The sequence below is a fragment of the Lacipirellula sp. genome, assembly GCF_965279485.1.
GTDB lineage: Bacteria > Planctomycetota > Planctomycetia > Pirellulales > Lacipirellulaceae > Lacipirellula.
Genome location: NZ_CBDIIC010000002.1, coordinates 3593347 through 3610446, shown reverse-complemented (window position 1 = coordinate 3610446; position 17100 = coordinate 3593347). Strand labels below are relative to the sequence as shown.

Annotated in this window: 12 protein-coding genes; 7 read left to right on the top strand and 5 right to left on the bottom strand. The window is 62.5% G+C overall.

Annotated features, from left to right (window positions below):
* The first annotated feature begins 248 nt into the window (after positions 1 to 248).
* Together ACQY7R_RS22080 and ACQY7R_RS22075 are read left to right on the top strand one after the other, a co-directional pair.
* The gene (locus tag ACQY7R_RS22080) at positions 249 to 1043 is read left to right on the top strand and encodes a PEP-CTERM sorting domain-containing protein (protein ID WP_428307713.1); all 795 of its coding nucleotides are present in this window, start codon (positions 249 to 251) and stop codon (positions 1041 to 1043) included.
* Between the two features lie 165 nt (positions 1044 to 1208).
* Complete coding sequence (locus ACQY7R_RS22075; protein WP_428307712.1) at positions 1209 to 2876, top strand: sulfotransferase; 1668 nt, start codon at positions 1209 to 1211, stop codon at positions 2874 to 2876.
* 32 nt (positions 2877 to 2908) lie between these two features.
* Here the strand turns inward: ACQY7R_RS22075 and ACQY7R_RS22070 are convergent, their stop codons facing one another.
* Complete coding sequence (locus ACQY7R_RS22070) at positions 2909 to 4333, bottom strand: UdgX family uracil-DNA binding protein (RefSeq protein ID WP_428307711.1); 1425 nt, start codon at positions 4331 to 4333, stop codon at positions 2909 to 2911.
* Between the two features lie 5 nt (positions 4334 to 4338).
* A complete protein-coding gene (locus ACQY7R_RS22065; RefSeq protein ID WP_428307710.1) occupies positions 4339 to 5601 on the bottom strand; it encodes a putative DNA modification/repair radical SAM protein in 1263 nt (420 codons plus the stop codon).
* Between the two features lie 301 nt (positions 5602 to 5902).
* Between ACQY7R_RS22065 and ACQY7R_RS22060 the strand changes: the two genes are divergently transcribed.
* From ACQY7R_RS22060 to ACQY7R_RS22050, 3 genes are all read left to right on the top strand, one after another.
* Positions 5903 to 6754, top strand: coding sequence for a hypothetical protein (locus ACQY7R_RS22060; protein WP_428307709.1), 852 nt, complete (start codon positions 5903 to 5905; stop codon positions 6752 to 6754).
* Between the two features lie 460 nt (positions 6755 to 7214).
* Positions 7215 to 8411, top strand: a complete 1197-nt coding sequence (locus ACQY7R_RS22055) for an efflux RND transporter periplasmic adaptor subunit (protein WP_428307708.1) — start codon at positions 7215 to 7217, stop codon at positions 8409 to 8411.
* A gap of 99 nt (positions 8412 to 8510) precedes the next feature.
* Complete coding sequence (locus ACQY7R_RS22050) at positions 8511 to 11843, top strand: efflux RND transporter permease subunit (protein ID WP_428307707.1); 3333 nt, start codon at positions 8511 to 8513, stop codon at positions 11841 to 11843.
* A gap of 54 nt (positions 11844 to 11897) precedes the next feature.
* Here ACQY7R_RS22050 and ACQY7R_RS22045 read toward each other — a convergent pair whose 3' ends face one another.
* Positions 11898 to 12350: a hypothetical protein gene (locus ACQY7R_RS22045; protein ID WP_428307706.1), complete on the bottom strand. Its 453-nt coding sequence runs from the start codon at positions 12348 to 12350 to the stop codon at positions 11898 to 11900.
* A 71-nt stretch (positions 12351 to 12421) separates the two neighbouring features.
* On the opposite strand from ACQY7R_RS22045, the gene ACQY7R_RS22040 reads away from it, so the two are divergent.
* Positions 12422 to 12601: a hypothetical protein gene (locus ACQY7R_RS22040; protein WP_428307705.1), complete on the top strand. Its 180-nt coding sequence runs from the start codon at positions 12422 to 12424 to the stop codon at positions 12599 to 12601.
* A gap of 431 nt (positions 12602 to 13032) precedes the next feature.
* Here the strand turns inward: ACQY7R_RS22040 and ACQY7R_RS22035 are convergent, their stop codons facing one another.
* Both ACQY7R_RS22035 and ACQY7R_RS22030 read right to left on the bottom strand, forming a co-directional pair.
* Positions 13033 to 13734, bottom strand: coding sequence for a YoaK family protein (locus ACQY7R_RS22035; RefSeq protein ID WP_428307704.1), 702 nt, complete (start codon positions 13732 to 13734; stop codon positions 13033 to 13035).
* Positions 13735 to 13783: 49 nt separating this feature from the next.
* Positions 13784 to 15382, bottom strand: a complete 1599-nt coding sequence (locus ACQY7R_RS22030; RefSeq protein ID WP_428307703.1) for a DHA2 family efflux MFS transporter permease subunit — start codon at positions 15380 to 15382, stop codon at positions 13784 to 13786.
* 186 nt (positions 15383 to 15568) lie between these two features.
* On the opposite strand from ACQY7R_RS22030, the gene ACQY7R_RS22025 reads away from it, so the two are divergent.
* Entirely contained in the window at positions 15569 to 16930 is a 1362-nt protein-coding gene (locus ACQY7R_RS22025; RefSeq protein WP_428307702.1) for a cupin domain-containing protein, read from the top strand.
* The last annotated feature ends 170 nt before the right edge of the window (positions 16931 to 17100 follow it).

Sequence of the window (17100 nt, the reverse complement as noted above, 5' to 3'; positions counted from 1 at the left end):
TTCGGCAGAAGTTTGGTGGAATTCTATGGAAGACTCCTGGGAAGGGAAGCAAGATAATAAGTAAAGTACTTGAGCGACCACTTGCTCGTTGCCGCAGCCCTTACCCGCACGGCTCCGGAATCGGCAAGGCGGGAGCGAATCGATCCCCTCTTCTCCGCGTCAGCCAATGACGCAACGGCGTTTCAGGCGCCCACCGCGCTGCAGGCGGCACTCGTGCCAACGCCGACATTTCACCCAGGAGTTGTCTCATGAAAGTGATGAATTGGAAACGCGCCGTCGCCGCCACATTGGTGGCCGCCGGCTGCTGGGCGCCATCGTTCGTCCAGGCCGCCAACCTGCCACTGAGCGATCCCAGCTTCGAAGCGTACGCCCTCTCTAGCGGCGGCTACGCCTATGCCAACGTCTACCGCCCCACAAGCGGCTGGGTCGGCAACCCCGATGGCACGGGGCCACTCGACGGCGGCTTCAACGCCAGCAACTGGATCTACGATTCCGTTTACGCCGAAGGATCGACGCTCCGCGGCGCCCCGCGCACCGGCACTCAGGCCATGCATGGCCGCGGCCAATATAGCGCGCAAGAATCGTCGGCAGTCTTCGAAGCCGGCAAGACCTACACCTTTTCGATCTTCGCGCAAGGCGATCACAACTCCGCGATCATCGGCGACAACATCACCGGGCCAGGTTGGGATTCGCGCGTCTGGCTCTATCTCTACGACGGCAGCAAGCCGTTCTCGGAAGCGGGCTCGTTGACGTATGGCCGCTACTCGCCAGCAGGCGATCGGTTCAACCAAAACAACTTCGTCAATCGCACGCCCGGTTCGACGGCCGCCCAAAGTCGCGCGCTATGGCAGCAAATCAGCATCAGCTGGACGGTGCAGCCTGGCGCCGCCGAAATCGGCAAGCCGATCGGCGTCGCGTTCTGGTCTGCCTCGGACAACTGCTTGGATGACGCGTCGCTGTCGGCGACTCCCGAGCCTTCGAGCGCGATCCTGGCCGGCTTGGCCGGAATTTCGCTGCTGAGCACGCGCCGTAAGCGCAGCTAGTCGCACGCTAGGTTCGTCGCACACGAGAGCCGTCCGCTTGGGGAGCGGGCGGCTCTCTGTTTATTTACGAGCTGCGCATCGACCGACTAAACTAAAACGATCGTCAAACGATCGTTGCGACTGCGGTCGCACCTTCTCCACCGGCATGATTTCAGGAACGGCGACATGGCCCCCGGGCGCAAGAAAAAGCCGCATGGCAAGAAGCCGGCGTCTCCTCGAAACGCCCGCAACGGCGCTGCCGACAAAAGCAAGCAGCTTGAGCAACTCCGTCGCGCTCAACTTGGCCACGCGCCCGACGTTCGCATCGACAAGGCGCAAGCCGCCTGGCACGCGCGACGCTACGACGAAGCGATTCGCTTGTATGAGCGCGCCCTCGAAAGCCAACCGACGAACGCCGTCTTGCTCATCGACGTCTCCCGCGCGTATGCACTGAGGTTTCGCCATGCCGAGGCGCAAGAGCTCGTCGATCGCGCCTGCCGGCTCCACCCGAACGATGCCCGCCTACAGTGCATGCTGGGGCGAACCTACGTGCAACTTCAGCATTTCGAACAAGCCATCGGCTGCTTCAACCGTGCATTGGAACTGGAGCCAGACTCGCCGGAGCGGGCGCGAACGCTGTACGAGCTGGCTCACATGTACGAACGGCTCCACCGCTTAGACGAAGCGCGGGCCGCCGCCGAAGCCTCGCTCGCGCTCGCCCCGCAGCAGTATGTGTTGCGCTACTTACTGGCCGTGGTCGATCGCCGCCAAGGGAATGTCGAGTCGGCGCAGCAGCGGTTGAATGAACTTCTCGCATCAAACGATCGCATGACGCCGGAACTTCGCGCCGATGCAAACTACCAACTGTCGTTGATCAACGATCGCCAAGGGGACTACGACGGCGCCTTCGTGGCAGCGGCGGAGGCGAAACGGATTCTCAGCAGCGCCGCAGGCGACGTACGCTACGACGCCGCGGACATTTCCGCCGCCGGGCAACGCACTTACGCGACCGTTTCGGCAGAACTCTTCCAGCGGTGGAATTCCGCCACGCCGCAACTGGCGTCGCTGCCGGGCCGCTTGGCCGTGCTCACCGGGCATCCTCGCAGCGGCACGACGCTGCTCGAACAAGTGCTCGATTCGCATCCTGGCCTCATCAGCGCAGACGAAGTGCCAGCGATGTCGGAGACGGTCTACATTCCGCTCTGCGACGGCTCCCCAATGACGACGCCGGCGCCGGCGATCTTCGACGCCAAGCCAAACGCAGAAATCTCGGCTCGACGGTTAGCGTATTGGCAGGCGATGGAAGGTTCGCTGCGGCAATCGATCGGCGACCGCATGTTGCTCGACAAGAACCCCGCCCTCACCGGCCTGCTGCCGCTCATCGGCCGCGTCTTCCCCGACATGCGCATCGTCTTCGCGCTCCGCGATCCCCGCGACGTCGTGATGAGTTGCTTCCTGCAACAGCTGCCAATGAACCCCGTCAGCATTCACTATCTCACCATCGAGGAAACGGCGCGCGAATACGCCGCCACGATGCGGCTGTGGCTCAAGCTGCGGACGATGATGACCAACCCGTGGATCGAGGTCCGCTATGAAGACACGGTGGCCGATATGGAATCGCAAGCCCGCCGCGTGCTGGAATTTCTCGAACTTCCTTGGGACGATGCGGTGCTCAACTACCGTCAGCGCGCCCAAGAAAAACATGTCCATTCGCCAACGTACGAGGCGGTGACGAAGCCGCTGTACACGAGTTCGATCGGCCGTTGGAAGAACTACGCGAAGCAGCTTGAGCCGTGTCTGTCGACGCTGCAGCCGTATATTGAGGCGTTTGGCTACGAGCAGGCTGCATCGTAGTTCGCCGCTTGGCGTCCATCGGCGTCACTAATTCATGCGCAAGCGGCGACGCGCAAGTGTTCCGCCAATTCGCGCGCGATCCGCCGCCGCTCTTCATCAGTCCGCGCTCGCAGTGATGCGGCGGGGTGCCAAGTGATGATCGTCCGCTCGCACCACTCGCTGGCGAACGGCACGCCGCGCGTTTTCAGCGCCCGCGTATCGCGACCGAGCACCGCTTGCGCCGCGGTCACGCCCAGGCAAACGAGCACGCGTGGCGCCACCGCCGTCATCTCGGCTTCCAGCCACGGCCGGCACGCCGAAATCGCCCGGCTCGGCGGCTTCTTGTGAAGTCGCTGCTTGCCGCGCGGCTCCCAATGAAAATGTTTTACTGCATTGGTGAGATACACCTCGTCGCGAGCCAACCCAGCGGTGACGAGCGCGTGGTTCAGCACCTCGCCTGCCGGACCGATGAATGGCTCGCCATGCCGATCCTCTTGATCGCCCGGCTGCTCGCCGACCAGCACCAGCCGCGCCGTACTCGGCCCGCGACCAAACACCGTTTGCGTCGCCCGCTCGCACAGTTCGCAGCCACGGCATCCCGCCGCCGCCCGCGCGAGCGACTCAAGATCGCGCGCCTCCGGCAAGAACTCCGCCGCCGAAACAGCCCGCGTACCAGAGGCGCCGTACTTCAGCATCGCCGCCACGCGCGCCGGGGCTTCGGCGAGAATCTCGGGAATGATTTGCGTCTCCGGCAGCGCCGCCCAATACCGCACCGGCATCTCGCGGCGCATCATCGCCAGCTTGATCCGCGCCGGATTGAAAATCGAGCGATAATACGACCGCCACATCTCATCGAGATCATCCGCCGATGGCGCCGCACTCGCCGGCGCCCCCGGACCGTACGTCAGCGCGGCCCCATCCCAGCTCGCCGATTCGTCCGGCGTGAGAATCGTCCACCGCATCGACTTGAACCGCCGCGAAAAAAACGGCCCCACGAGCCGCAAGATGCGATGGTCGGGCCGATGCCACGCAACAAACTGCTCGCCATCCTCAGTTTCAATCCGCCGGAACCGCACGAACGCCTGCGCCTTATGCGCATCGCGGCCCACGCTCTTCGCCATGAGATCGAACCGCCGCACATCATCGTCGAACGCCACGTGCAGCAAATTCGGTTCAGCGGTCGTCAGCCGCCATAGCACGCGGTACAGCAGATTCCAGCGATGCTCGTCCCGATGGCAAGCCACCATGCGAGCCCGCTTCAGAAAATCTGGTGGAACCGTGACGCCGCCGCGCCGTTGACGAGCGGCAGCTTCTCTCGCCGCCAATGCGCGACCGCCGTCATCGCTCTCATCTCCAAATAACGACTTCTGCGTTGAGGGCGAACAGAAATCAACATCCCCCGCCGGCACGCCATCGCGTAGCAACTCGCGAGCCGCCGCGCGCCACGCCTCGAAATGTTCCACCTCAATAACGCGCACGCTGCTTACACCTCGCCGGAATGGGCGGACCGCGCCGCATCAAACAAATCGAGCTGCCGCAATCCAGTCGGATTGCCGCCGAGCCGCGCCCGCAGCCACTCGCTCTCCAGATCCTTCGCCCGCGGCAGATGATCAATCGCCGCCACGAAGTGCTGCACCCGCCGCCACGGCAACCGCAGCTTCCGCAAGTCGGCCAACCGAATTGCCCGATGCCGCCGGCTATCGACAATCCGGTTCACCGACCGCACCCCGATCCCCGGAATCCGCAGCAACAACTCCCGCGGCGCCCGGTTCACGTCCATCGGAAACTGATCGCGATGCGCCAACGCCCACGCCAACTTCGGATCGATGTCGAGCGCCAAGTTCGGCGCCGCCGGCGTTACAATCTCATCCAGCTTGAACCCGTAAAACCGCAACAGCCAATCGGCCTGATAGAGCCGATGCTCGCGCACCAGCGGCGGCGACGCGGGCGGCAACCGATCGTCGGCGAACGGAATCGGACTAAACGCTGAGTAGTAAACGCGGCGCAACCGATGCCGCTGGTAAAGGTCGGTCGCCGTGCCGAGGATCGCCGCGTCAGGCGAATCGGTGGCGCCGACGATCATCTGCGTGCTTTGCCCCGCCGGTGCGAACGTCGGCGGCTTCAGCCCCGCCTTCCGGTCGTCGCGGCGCTGATCGATCTCCTCGCGAATATCGCCCATCGCCTCGTCGACGTCCTCGCGCCGTTTCTCCGGCGCGAGCTCCACCAAGTCCGCCGCCGTCGGCAACTCGATGTTAATGCTAATCCGATCGGCCCATCGGCCCGCCTCGATCGTAAGCCGCTCGGCCGCCTTCGGAATCGTCTTCAAATGAATGTAGCCGCCGAACCGATGGACCTCGCGCAGCGTCCTCGCCACGGCGATCAGTTGCTCCATCGTGTAATCGGGGTTCTGAATAATCCCCGAACTGAGGAAGAGCCCCTCGATGTAGTTGCGGCGATAAAACTCGATGGTGAGCCGCACGACTTCGTCGACCGTGAACCGCGCCCGCGGCACGTCGCTCGAGACGCGATTGATGCAGTATTTGCAGTCGTAGATGCAGTAGTTGGTGAGCAGAATTTTCAGCAGCGAGACGCATCGCCCGTCGGGAGTATAGCTATGGCAAATGCCCATCCCCTCGGTGCTGCCGAGCAAACTGCCGGCTCGCGTCTGCTTCGACCCGCTGCTCGCGCACGAAGCGTCGTACTTCGCGGCGTCGGCGAGGATTTCAAGTTTGTTGCGTACGTCCATGACGCCCCGTTTGGGTGAAATCGGCCGCGATGCGACCGCATCGGTTATTGGCTGGCGCGCAGAACACCTGGTCTTTCGTACACTACACTATATTCCTTGGCCAGAGCACGGGCCAGCCCGAGCGACGCGGTGACGCCTCGCGGCCCAAACCGGCGCGGCCCCAGGCTAGCGGAGGCGTACAGTCTCGCGCTGTCGACGAACGGCGGCGTCGCTGACAGCGTCTCGGCCATTGATATACTGGCGCCTGCATTAATCCGTCGATTCGCCCCTCAGGGGCTGTACGCTTCAAGGGCATGCATCGATGTCGAACGCATTCACTGCTTACCGCGATGAGAACGGCTCGCCGTTGGTGCGGCAATCGATCGTCGGATTCTTGGACATTCTAGGATTCTCGCAAGTCTCGACGTCTTGCCGGACTCTCGAAGATTCGCAGGCGGTGCTGGACAAGATTGCGGCCGCAATCGATGAGTCGCGGAAGCACGTTCGCGATTATTTCGCCGAGAGCGACCACGCTCGGCAACCTTGGTCGCTGAAGTTTTTCAGCGACAATCTCGTGCTCGGTCTGCCGATCGACCACGGCGACGCCAATACGGACTCCGCCATTGAGTTTGTCCTGCGTTGCACGCAGCGCTATCAGCTGAGTATGGCGTTGCGCGGTTACTTCGTGCGGGGAGCGCTGACGCAAGGCCCGCTCTGCTTGACCGACGAGATCATCTTCGGCTCCGCGTTGGTCGAATCGTATCAGCTCGAGTCGAAGGCTTCGATCGTTCCTCGCGTCGTCCTCACGGAGCCGTTACAACAGCTCGTTTCGCAAGCGAGCGATCGCGCTGGCTCGGCCGCAGCCTTGAAGTCGCTCATTTGCCGCGACGTCGATGGCTGGTGGTTCGTCAATTACCTGCAAGTCGCCGCGACTCCGCGGGGCGTCGAGTGGGAGGTAATTCGCCGTCACAAGGAAAGCATTCTCGATTCGCTTTCCCGGACGACGCGTCACGACGTGCTACCGAAGTATGGTTGGGCCTGCCGTTACCACAATGTGTTTTGCCATTGGCATCGCAATGCCCCAGGGTATGCGGATGCGTACCGCATCGACCGCGCTGACGAGCATTCGTCGATCCACTGCTTGGGCGACAGCGGTGCGGCGGCTGCGGTTTAGCCAACTAGTCGTCGTGTCGCGTCGCGTGGAAGTCGCGATGCGATTTTAGGCGACACCAGGCGTTTCCCCTAAGTGGTTGCTGGCTTAAGCGTTGCGTCCAAGTCGGGCGAAATAATCGTGTCGCCGAGGCGACATGAAGGGACTCTCGGGGGCGCCGGCCTAGCGATTGTTGTGGGCGATGGGTCCGCGAGAGCGCGAGTTTTTAAGGAGCGGGTGCGGGTTCCGTGTGAATGGAATACTGCACCTGCGATCCTAGCCAACGGGGCAGCGTCTGACAGCGCGTGATTTTCGGCCAGTGAGCGGATGCTCGGCGACGATGCGTCCTCGCGTCGGCAGAATGCCAGGATGCGTGCGGGCGTTTGCTTTCGCCAACTGCTACAATCAAGCTCGCGTTGGTTGGGCGTCTCGTACGCCGCAACCTTTACGTGCCCGTCCCCTCGTCACGAATCTAGAAACTTTGATGACTTCTCTTAGTGTCGCTGCGCGCCGCGGTTGGCTACGGCCCGGGGCGGGTTTGTCGCGAGTCTTGTTGATCGTCGCTTGTGTTGGCTGTGCCGCTGGGGCGCCGGAGCCGGTTGCTCCGCCGACGCCGAGCGTGACAGTCGCGGCGGTGACGGCTCGCGAGATCACCGATTTCGACGAGTACACTGGCCGAACCGAAGCGTCGGAGATTGTCGAGATTCGTTCTCGCATCTTTGGCTTCCTAAAAACGATCGACTTCAAAGATGGCGACTTCGTGAAGGAGGGGCAGACGCTCTTCACGATCGAGCCGGACGAGTATCAGGCGATTCACGAGCAGTCGCTCGCCAAGATTGCCGTCAACAGCGCCAATCTCGAACTCTCGCGCAGCAAGTTGGCGATGAAAGAAAAGCTGCGGCCCAACGGCGCGATTTCGCAGGAAGAGTATGAGGAAGCCGTGGCCGCGGTGCACGAGGCGGAGGCGACCATCGCGGCGGCCAAGGCCGATGCGAATCGGACCGCCGTCGATTTGAAGTACACCGAGATCAAGGCGCCGATCAGCGGTCGCGTCGATCGGGCGCTCGTCAGCAAGGGGAATCTGCTCACCGGCGGGCAAAGCTCCGGCACGTTGCTGACGACGATCGTCAACGAGCAGCCGATGTACGTCTATTTCGACGTCGACGAGCGTTCGCTGCTGCGTTACATGCGCCAGCGTCCGCCGGAGAAGTCGTCGACCGGCAACCTCAGCGACCAGGGCGTGGCGTGCTTTGTGCAGTTAGCCGACGAAAAGGATTTTCCACATCGCGGGCTGATCGACTTCGCCTCCGCCGCAGTGAACGCAAGCACCGGTACAGCTCGCCTGCGCGCTGTGTTTGAGAACGCCGATCACGCTCTCGCCAGCGGATTGTTCGTACGAATTCAAATCCCGGTGAGCAAGCCGTATGAGGCGTTGCTGATTCCTGAACGGGCGCTCTCGACTGATCAAAACACGAAGTTCGTCTACGTCGTCGGCGACGACGACGTCGCCAATCGCCGGGTTGTGGAGCTTGGCCGGCGCGAAGGCGAGTTGCGCGTCATCACTTCCGGCCTGTCGGCGGGCGATCGCGTGATCGTGAAGGGGATGCAGCGCGTGAAGCCAGGGCAGAAGGTTGACGCTGAAGTGGAGCCGCAAGCAACGACAGCCGCGCCTTCGAGCTAAGGCGCATTCGAATGATCTGCTCGCCCGTTGCCGTCGCAGCGGACGCTCGTCGTTTCCTTGTTCTCGAAGACGTCTCCATTACGCCTCGCATAAAACTTCATGGCGAAATTTTTCATCAACCGCCCGATCTTCGCCGCGGTGATCTCCGTGATCATCACGCTTGCCGGCGTCATTGCCGTGACGGGGCTGCCGGTGGCGCAGTATCCAGAGATCACGCCGCCAACGGTGCAGGTGAGTTGCTTCTACCCCGGCGCCAGTTCGCAGGTGGTCGCCGAAACGGTGGCGGCGCCGATCGAGCAGCAGGTGATCGGCGTCGAGAACATGCTCTACATGAACTCGCAGTCGACGAACGACGGCGGCTACAACCTCACGGTAACTTTTGCCGTCGGCACGAATCTCGACATGGCGCAAGTGCTGGTGCAGAACCGCGTCAATCTCGCGCTGCCGACGCTCCCCGCCGAGGTGAAGCAGACGGGCGTGAGCGTGAAGAAAAAGTCGCCGAGCATTTTGCTCGTGGTGAATCTCATCTCGCCAGAGGGGACTTACGATCAGCTGTACCTCAGCAATTACGCGACGATCAATTTGCGCGACGAGCTCGCGCAGATCACCGGCGTCGGCGACGTCACGTTCCTGGGGCAGCTTGATTACAGCATGCGGGCATGGCTCGACCCCGACAAAGTTGCGGCTCGCAACCTCTCGGCGAGCGACATTGTGACGGCGCTGCGCGAGCAGAACGTGCAGGTTGCCGCGGGGGCGCTGGGGCGTCCGCCAATTCCAACCGGCCAGGCGTTTCAATACACCCTCTCGACGCTCGGGCGGCTGACGACGCCGGAGGAGTTCGGCGAGATCGTCGTGAAGACCGGCGGCAGCGGCGAGACGACGCGCCTCCGCGACCTCGTGACCGACGTCCGCACCGACGACGCGGGCGTTGCGTTCGGCGGCATTCAGCTCGGCGCCAAGGTGGAGGATACGTCCTGTCGGCTCGACGGCCAGCCCTCGGTCGGCCTCGCGATCTTCCAGCAACCAGGATCGAACGCGCTCGACACGGCCGACGCCATTCGCGCCCGAATGGCGGAACTGAAGCGCAGCTTTCCGCCCGACGTCGATTACGCGATCGTCTACGATACGACGCCGTTCATCAACGAGTCGATTCACGAAGTTTTCAAGGCGCTCCGCGACGCGATCATTCTGGTCGCGGTGGTGGTGCTGGCGTTCCTCCAGTCGTGGCGGGCGACGCTCATTCCGCTGATCGCCGTGCCAGTGGCGATCATCGGTACGTTCGCGGTGATGATGGGACTTGGCTTCAGCATCAATAATCTGTCGCTCTTCGGACTGGTGCTGGCGATCGGCATCGTCGTCGACGATGCGATTGTCGTCGTCGAGGCGGTCGAGCATTACATTGCTCACGGCCTCGCGCCCAAGGCGGCCGCCGAGAAGGCGATGGGCGAGGTCACCGGGCCGATCATCGCGATCTCGCTGGTGCTGATGTGCGTGTTCATTCCGTGCGCGTTCATCTCTGGCATCACCGGACAGTTCTTCCGCCAGTTCGCGCTGACGATCGCGGTGTCGACGTTTTTCTCTGCAGTTAACTCGCTGACGCTCAGCCCGGCCCTGTGTGCACTGCTGCTCAAATCGAAAGGCGAGAAGCCCGATCCGCTCGCGCGCCTACTCAATCTTGCCCTCGGCTGGTTCTTTAAGCTCTTCAACTTGGGCTTCACGAAGGCGTCGGACGTTTACGGTCGCGTCGTCGGCATGCTGCTTCGCGGCAGCGTCGTCGTGCTCGCGGTGTACGGCGGGCTGCTTTACTTCACCTATGTCGGCTTCACTAGCGTGCCGACCGGGTTCATCCCGAACCAGGACAAAGGCTACCTCCTCGTCGACGTGCGGCTGCCCGACTCGGCCTCGCTCGAGCGGACGATGGCCGTCATGAATCAGGTCGAGGCGATCGCCCGCGGCGTCACCTCATCGCCAATCGAAGAGGAGCACGACGCCGTCGCTGCAGCCAGTCACGTCACCCTAGTCAGTGACGAATCTTCTGACGAACCGCACGCCCACGCCAGCGGCGGCATCCCCGGCATCGCCCACACCATCGCCATCTCCGGCCAGTCGATCGTTCAGAACGCCATCGGCTCGAACTACGGCACCGTCTACGTCATCCTCGACGACTTCCATCATCGCCATGGCGCTGAGCTCAACGCCGACGCCGTCGCCGCCAAACTTCGCGCTGCTTGCTACCGCGAGGTGCAGGAAGCGAACGTCGCCGTCTTCGGCGCCCCGCCGGTCGACGGCCTCGGCAGCGCCGGCGGGTTTAAGTTGATGGTTCGCGATCTTAGCGCCCTCGGTTTCGAACCGCTCCAAGAAGCGGCCGACGGACTCGCCGCCGCCGGCAACGAGCAGCCGGGCCTCGTTGGCTTGTTCAGCGCCTTCCGCGCCCGCACGCCGCAGATGTTCGTCGACGTCGACCGCGTTCGCTGCAAAGCGATGGGAGTCCAGCTCAACGAAGTCTTCCTCACGCTGCAGCTCTACCTCGGCGGTTACTACACGAACGACTTCAATCAGTTCGGCCGCACCTGGCAAGTGAACCTGCAGGGCGATCCAAAATTCCGTCTCAGCCCCGAGCAAGTTCGCCAACTGAAGGTCCGCAACCAGAATGGCGAAATGGTGCCGATCGGCAGCGTTGCCAGCATTCACGAGATCGCCGGCCCGGCGCTCGTCGTCCGTTACAACGGCAAGACGGCCGCCGCAATCAACGGCGGTTCGCTCCCCGGCGTCAGTTCCGGCACGGTCATCAGCACGATGAACCAGCTGGGCGACCAAGAGTTGCCGCAAGGAATGGATTTTCAATGGACCGAGCTCACGCTACTGCAAATCCTCGCCGGCAACACGGCGATGATCGTCTTCGCACTGGCGGTGGTGCTCGTCTTCCTCGTCCTCGCCGCTCAGTACGAAAGCCTCACGCTCCCCTTCGCGGTGATTCTCGTCGTGCCGATGTGCCTGCTATGCTCGGTGATCGGCGTCGCTCTGGCCGGGATGGATATGAACATTTTTGTGCAGATCGGCCTCGTCGTGCTCGTGGGCCTCGCCAGCAAGAACGCGATTCTCATCGTCGAGTTCGCGAAGGAGAAATCGGCTCAGGGGGTCGCGCCGCGCGAGGCGACGATCGAGGCCTGTCGCCTGCGTCTGCGGCCGATCATCATGACCTCGCTCGCCTTCATCCTTGGCGTCGTGCCGCTCGCCATCGCCGTCGGGGCCGGCGCTGAAATGCGCCGCGCGCTCGGCATCGCCGTCTTCTCCGGCATGCTCGGCGTCACGCTATTCGGCATCTTCTTAACGCCGGTCTTTTACTTTGTTCTAGCTCGCAGAACTGATCGGCGAACTCCGTCGTCAGCGTCCCGAACTGCCGAAAACGCGTCTCCCCAACACGAAGGCTGAAGAACACGGAACGCACAAAAACTCTCGCCGCAGCGAGTGGAAAAGCGAAGGCCTCTACAACGCCGCCGCCATCCCCAACAGCCCCGCCACAATCGCCGTAGTAATGATCACCGTGCGGAGCGTGAAACGACTGCCGAGACGGAGGGCGCCGACGCCGGCGAGGGCGAAGACGAGAGACGGATACCAGAGTGGGAAGTAATAAAACGGCCCAACAACCCCGAACCATCCAACCTTCTTGCCACCCTCTTCGGGATAGCCCAATTTCTCAAGCCTCGCCTCTTCACGGACGTGGAAAAAATACAGCTCGATCCCTGACCGGCGCGAGAAGTGCGGGGTTTTCCCTAAAGCCGCCATTCCGTCGGCAGACTGCAAAACAATCTTCTCGGACGCCAGTGGGTAACTCCAGTAGAAGTCATCCTCGCCCGAACCCCGCCAAGACAGCATCAAGAACGCCACGCTGACCGCGAAGCAAATCGTCGCCAGAGCGTAGCGGAGGTAGGTGAGCATTCGGGCAGTATAGCGGACGGCGAGGGCGGAAACTAATTGGCAAGGCAAGCCCGCCGGTTACATTGATTCGCATGGAACGACTCGCCTCGTGGCTACTGCTCGCGTTCGGCATCCTGATGGCCGCCAACGGCATTGCTTCAGGTCCTCATGCGTTTGGGGGCGGTCGTGGAGCGGTAGCGGCGCTAGTCTCCATCGGGCTGCTTTGCGCGCTCGTCGCCGGGTGGAGCTTGGCTCGACGCCGACAAGGATAGCCGGGTAGTAAAAAGCTGCCGGCGAAAGAGAGCTTCAGCACCGACGCCTGCAGGTGGCCGAAAATCGCCCGCTGCCAAACGCCGCTCCATCGGTTAGGCTCGCACATGCGGCATTCTTTTTCCGACGAACGCTCGCGCGCTCTTTGAAAACTCACGTCCCGCCGATCCAGCAGCCGCGGCCAACGCTCCGTTGTCGATCCGCGCGACCTCCAGTTCCGGCTCTGAGAACCAGCGCCTCGCGCCTCCAAACTCCCCTTACTGTCGCCTCCACGACGCGACATTAAGGAGGCCATCGCCGCAACACGAGCGGCGGTCGCCACTTAGAACAAAACCTTCGTGTCGCCTAAAATCGCATTCCGACGTTCACGCGACGCGACATGACGACACGACGTCTCGCGGCGCCAGTTTCAACCTCGAGCTCGACGCCGGCATCACGCCGTGTGACTGCCGCGTGCTGGAAAGATGACCGCGACGATCAATGTCGCGATTGGAAACGCGAGTACCCAACGCGGGCAATAATACTGAGCGAGCGTCCCCAAAAAGGCGCCGGCTAAGAATACGGCCCACAGTCCGCCAATGAGCACCGCTCGGCGCAAGTGCGTATCGTGCGGCCCTTCCGCAGCGTCGACCGGCAGTCGCAACCACGCCAGCGCCAAGTGCTCGGCCAGCTTGTGCAGCCCGCCTGAAACATAGCCGATGTTGACCGCCTGCCCGCCAATCTGCGTGATCGTGGCATTGAGGGCGCCCATCGACACGCACAATAGCGCCACGGAAAGCCACGCCAGCGGACTGACCGCATCGAGCACTGCTTGCGCCGCCAAGAGACCCGTGGCAATCAAGGCAACCGTGCGACCCGCGCGACGGTTCAGCGAATGCAGCAGCGTCACGCCGATAAACGCGCCGAGCACGAAGCAGACGATCGCGAGCAGACTGAGCGCGGCGACGGCAAACCGTCCCGACGCCGCCTCGACGCCGCCGCGAGTGGTGTTGCCGCTCATGAACGAGGCGTACACCTGGAACTGAATCAGCGCATACGCATCGACGTACCCGGCGACGCCGGCGAACGCAAACGCCGCTGCCCCTGAAAATCGGGACCACGATTCGTTTACCGGCGAAGCTTTCTCTTGGCTCATCATTCTTACTCAACCGCGAATCCTTGCTTGCGTGGCATCTGACTTATCGTCACTCGGCCCCCACATGCGCTCCCTTTTCCGCCACCGACCGCTTCATCAGCAACACCAACGGCACGAGGCAAATCGCCAGCACCGCCGCCAGCCAGAACACGTCGAAGTACGCCAGCGACGACGCCTGCTGCTGCCGCAGGTCGTCCAAGCTTTGCAGCGCCATCTGATGCGCCCCGATTGGATCGCCAGACTGCTTCAAAAACAATGCCTTGGCCTGAGCGAAATATTCGCTGACGTAGGGGTTAAGCGGATCGAGCAATTCGTTCAACCGGGCGAGATGGAACTGCTCGCGGCGTTCTTGAATCGTTTGGCTCATCGAGGTGCCGACGCTCCCCCCTTCGTTCCGCAGCAAACTGAACAGGGCGATCGCCGAGCCACGCAGCTCGCGCGGGATGTAGAGATACGCGGCGACGTTGATTGGCGCGAAGATCAACCCCAGCCCGCCGGTGAGCACCATCCGCGGGGCGATCACCTGCCACGGGCTGATCTCCAGATTCATGTACGCCATCCAGTAATTCGAAATCGCCAACACGACGAGCCCCGTGGCGATCAACCAGCGGGCGTCGAAGCCTCGTCCCAAGAGGGCGCTCACAATCACCAGCATCGAAATCGACGAGATGCCGCCCGGCGACAGCACGAGCCCGGCATGCAACGCGTCGTAACCGAACAACGTTTGCAACATCGCCGGCAGCGCGATGCTCGCGGCGTAGAGCACGGAGAACGCGCTGAAGATGATGATCGCCGACATCGTAAAGTTGCGTTCGCCGAGCACGCGCAGATTAATGAGCGGATTCTCCCGCCGCAACGACCGATAGACGAAGAGCGCGGCGCCAACCGTTAGCACCAAGGTCAGCGTCTGGATGCGGCCGAACGGATCGCCGAACCAATCCCACTCTTGTCCCTTGCTGAGCAGAATCTCCCAGCTAGAGATCGCGAGCGCCAACAGGCCGATGCCGATGTAGTCGAGGTTGAGCGGCTCGCTCCGCAGCTTCGCCCGCTGCTCTTTCAAGTATTCCGGATCACGCACCAGAAAGTAGCTCGCCGCGAACGCGAGCGCCCCGACGGGCAGGTTGACGTAAAAAATCCATCGCCAGCTGTAGGTGTCGACCAACCACCCGCCGAGCGTCGGACCCACGATCGGCCCGATGAGCGCCGCGACGCCGAACACCGACATCGCGGTCCCTTGCTTCTCCGGCGGGAACGTATCGATGAGGATCGCCTGGCTCGAAGGCTGCAGCCCGCCGCCGGCGAGCCCTTGCAAAATGCGACAAGCAATGATCTGCGACAGGCTTGTCGCGATGCCGCACAGCCCCGACGCAATCGTGAAGATGGCGATCGAGAGCAAAAAGTAATTACGTCGCCCCAGTCGCGCTGAAAGCCAGCCGCTGATCGTCAGCACAAACGCATTCGCGGCCAAGTAGCTGGTGATCACCCACTCGGCGTCGATCTCCGCCGCGGAAATGCCGCCGGCGATATACCGTAGCGCCACGTTGGCGATCGTCGTGTCGAGCACTTCCATGAACGTCGGCACGACCACCGCGGCCGCAATGATCCACGGATTGATGGCCGCGTTCGCAGGCGCTGCAGGTTGAGCCACAGTTCAGGTTCCTGAAGTCGTTGTCGAGACTTGCGAGGGGAACTGACGAGATCCCCGCCGTCGCCAAGGCAACTAGCGGGCCAGAGTGTTGTAGTGAGTGTTTGATCTGGGTGCCACTGGCATCTTGCCAGTGCTGAAGCGGGTACACGTTCAACGCCTCTCACTGGCAAGGCACCCGAGCGGCGGATGAAAACTTGCCTCAGCGACAACTATTTCGTCGCCACAACATTTCTCCACACGCAAAGCCGCCGAAAAATCAAGCAAAACCGCATCGGCACGACGCTTGCCTTGGGCCGTCCCGTCAACGCGGCCGCCGCACCATTTCGAGCCGCGATGAACCAACCGACTCAACTAACTTGGAGGGAGTTTAGCATGTCGCCCAGCCTGGAAACGCCGACCGCCGTCCCGCCGTCCGCCCGTATGATCAGCCGCTTGGCGCCGCCGATGCCGCCCCGCGACGCGAACGGCGGCGACACGAGCTTCATGAACAACGTTCCCGATCCGCTCCTCGCCGACAAGGAACTCCCGACGTTCAAGTTCGCCCTCGAACGTTCCGTCGGCAAGATCATCGGCAACAGCGAAGGCAAAGAAGTCACTGTCGAAGAACTGCCGATCTCCAAAGGGATCGCCGGCGTCTCGATGCGGCTTGAACCAGGCGCCATGCGCGAGATGCACTGGCACGCGACCGCCGCCGAATGGGCGTTTGTCGTCGAAGGCCGCGTCCGCACGACGGTGATCGATCCGCAAGGCAATTCTGAAACGAACGATTTTGAACCGGGCGACGTCTGGTTCTTCCCCCGCGGCCATGGCCACATGCTCGAGTGCCTCGGCAACGAGCCGTGCCACTTCGTGTTGATTTTCGACAACGGCTACTTCTCGGAGTTCGGCACCTTTAGCGTCACCGACTGGCTTGGCCACGTGCCGAAGGCGCTCTTGGCGAAGAACCTCGGCGTCGACGAGTCGCAGTTGGCCGATTACCCGACGAGCGAAGTCTACTTCGCCCGCGGCGCCGTGCCGCCGGAGGTCGCGCAAGCCCCGCTGCATGGCACGCAACAACCGCCGCTCACGCACAAGTACCGCATGCTCGCCGAACCGCCGCACGGCGTCTTCGCCGGCGGGCAAGAGTGGCGCGTCGATTCGACGAACTTCCCCATCTCAAAGACGATGGCCGGCGTCATCCTCGACCTGCGGCCCGGCGCGTTGCGAGAACTCCACTGGCACCCCACTGCCGACGAATGGCAATACGTCGTCGAAGGCAAAGTGAGCGTCACACTGTTCGGCTCGCACGGTCGCTTCCGCACCGAGATCCTCGAAGCGGGCGACGTCGGCTACATCCCGCAAGGCTACGGCCACTCGATCGAGAATATCGGCGACGGCGACGCTCGCTTGCTGATCGGCTTCAACAGCGGCGTCTATGCATCGATCGGCCTCTCGCAATGGCTCGCAGGCAATCCAAAAGATGTGCTCGCGACGAACTTTAGCCAACCGGCCGATTCGTTCGACGACATCCCGCACGAGGAAGTCTTCGTCGCTGCAGAGACGCGGTAGCAATCCTCACGCTCGCTAGGCTTTGTCTCAAAAGCGCTGTTCGAGCGAGTTGCATCTTTTTCTCCCGGAGGGAGATTCGACAATAGCCCAGCAATTCATTGCTGGGTCATGGCTCCGCCGTGAGGACCGATGTCCCGTAGGGACAATTGAAATGCTTAGTCATTCAGTCG